Below are 1,755 nucleotides of genomic sequence, written 5' to 3'. Positions count from 1 at the left end.
TGTGCCATAGCCATGCGATCGACTCTCCGATCTACTAACTAGATCGTCAACATAGAGAAACTTCCCCCAGGCTAACGATTCCGAGATTCTAAATCCGGCAACAGCTTGAATGCTGTTATCAATGCGAAGATAGACAAGTTGATAATTAAATTGCTGTTGCTGTCTCTGAACTTGCGTAATAAAATCGGCAATTTCTAAATGGGTTCGCAACTCTTTCATCGCTACAAAACACTCAGTAATCTCTTCGATCGATATCGCCAGCAAGATCTTGTCTATCATTGATATATTATGGTTTGATGGTTCGTTCGCGCCAGGGTACCGTTAGGTAATCGTGCCAGCCAATCGCCAACACCTATTTACTACCGTTCGCACTCTTATTTCTACACAGCCAAACATCTTACCCTCTTCGTCACCCACTGCTATCGTATGTCGAAACTAACTTGCACTCGAAACAACTGTAATGGCTCGATCGATGATGGTTATTGCGATACCTGTGGGATGGCGGCAATCAAATCGCAATCGGAATTAGACATCGCGCTGGCGGCGACTGCTAGCAATAAACCAGTCGGTAGTTCTCAAAGTCTGAGAACTACCCCGAATAGTGCTTCCGTCACCAGTACCGGATCGAGTCCGACGAGCAATCGATCGCGCGGTACGCGTCGCAGTGCGCCGACAGTAGGCAAGAGTAGCCGCCGCCAGCTGGGTGCGGGATTGGTATCGATTCCCGAATTGCCCTCTACAGCTCCCGAACTCGCCGTCCTCGTCGAAGCCAAGGTGCCGGAAAATAAACGGTTTTGTGCGGCGTGCAATCAAGCTGTCAAGCGAGATAAAGGTTTTTGTAGCAAGTGCGGACAGAAATATAATTTCATTCCGAGTCTGGCTCCTGGGGATGTCATCGGCGGACAGTATGAAGTTAAAGGCGCGATCGCGTATGGTGGATTAGGTTGGATCTACTTGGGCTTTGACAACTTATTATCGCGGTACGTCGTCCTCAAAGGGTTATTAAATAGTGAGGATGCTGCGAGCGCGGCGGTTGCCCTCGCCGAGCGGCAATTTTTGGCAGCAGTCAAACATCCGAATATCGTGGGGATTTATAACTTTGTCACTCACGATGCCGAAGGCTATATCGTGATGGAATATGTGGGGGGTAAAACTCTCAAGGAAATTCGCAAAGAGCGCGGGATGCTGCCGGTATCTGAAGCGATCGCTTACATTCATCGGGTACTAGGCGCGTTTGCCTATCTCCATCAGCTCGGCTTAGTCTACTGCGACTTTAAACCCGATAACGTCATGCTCGAAGGGGATGATATCAAGCTGATCGATTTGGGCGGCGCGCGCAAGATTGACGATCCCGATGGCGATATTTATGGGACGATCGGCTATGCTGCGCCGGAAGCTGGGGAAGGGCCGACGATCGTTTCGGATCTATTTACGATCGGGCGAACTTTAGCCGTATTAGTCACCAATATTTCAGGATTTAGTACCGAGCATCAATATACGCTCCCGAGTGCCCAGTCAGATCCGGTTTTCGCCAACCAAGAATCGCTGTATCGGTTCCTGCTCAAAGCTACCGCCGCCGCTGCCGACGATCGATTCCAGACGGCTGAAGAGATGGCAGAACAGCTTTTGGGTGTATTGCGGGAAGTGGTGGCAGTTGAAACCAACACTCCCCGTCCGGCTAATAGTACTTTATTCGATGGCGACAGGTTGGCAGTTACCGCTGGGGGCGATTTTAGCCCGATTCAGCCCAGTTAC

1 protein-coding gene and 1 pseudogene are annotated in these 1,755 nt (G+C 50.1%); one reads left to right on the top strand and one right to left on the bottom strand.

All coding sequences use genetic code 11. The features are described from left to right. A pseudogene (locus RMO84_RS07930) lies at positions 1-279 on the bottom strand (GNAT family N-acetyltransferase); the annotation flags it as partial. Between the two features lie 147 nt (positions 280-426). Between RMO84_RS07930 and RMO84_RS07925 the strand changes: the two are divergent. After that, the coding region (locus RMO84_RS07925) for a protein kinase domain-containing protein (protein ID WP_310487925.1) at positions 427-1,755 on the top strand (1,329 nt) is incomplete at its 3' end.

It is taken from the genome of Chamaesiphon sp. VAR_69_metabat_338 (assembly GCF_031423935.1).
In the GTDB taxonomy this organism is placed as follows: domain Bacteria; phylum Cyanobacteriota; class Cyanobacteriia; order Cyanobacteriales; family Chamaesiphonaceae; genus Chamaesiphon.
Note: the sequence above shows the minus strand (reverse complement) of the source record. Positions and strands in the feature narration are given on the sequence as shown.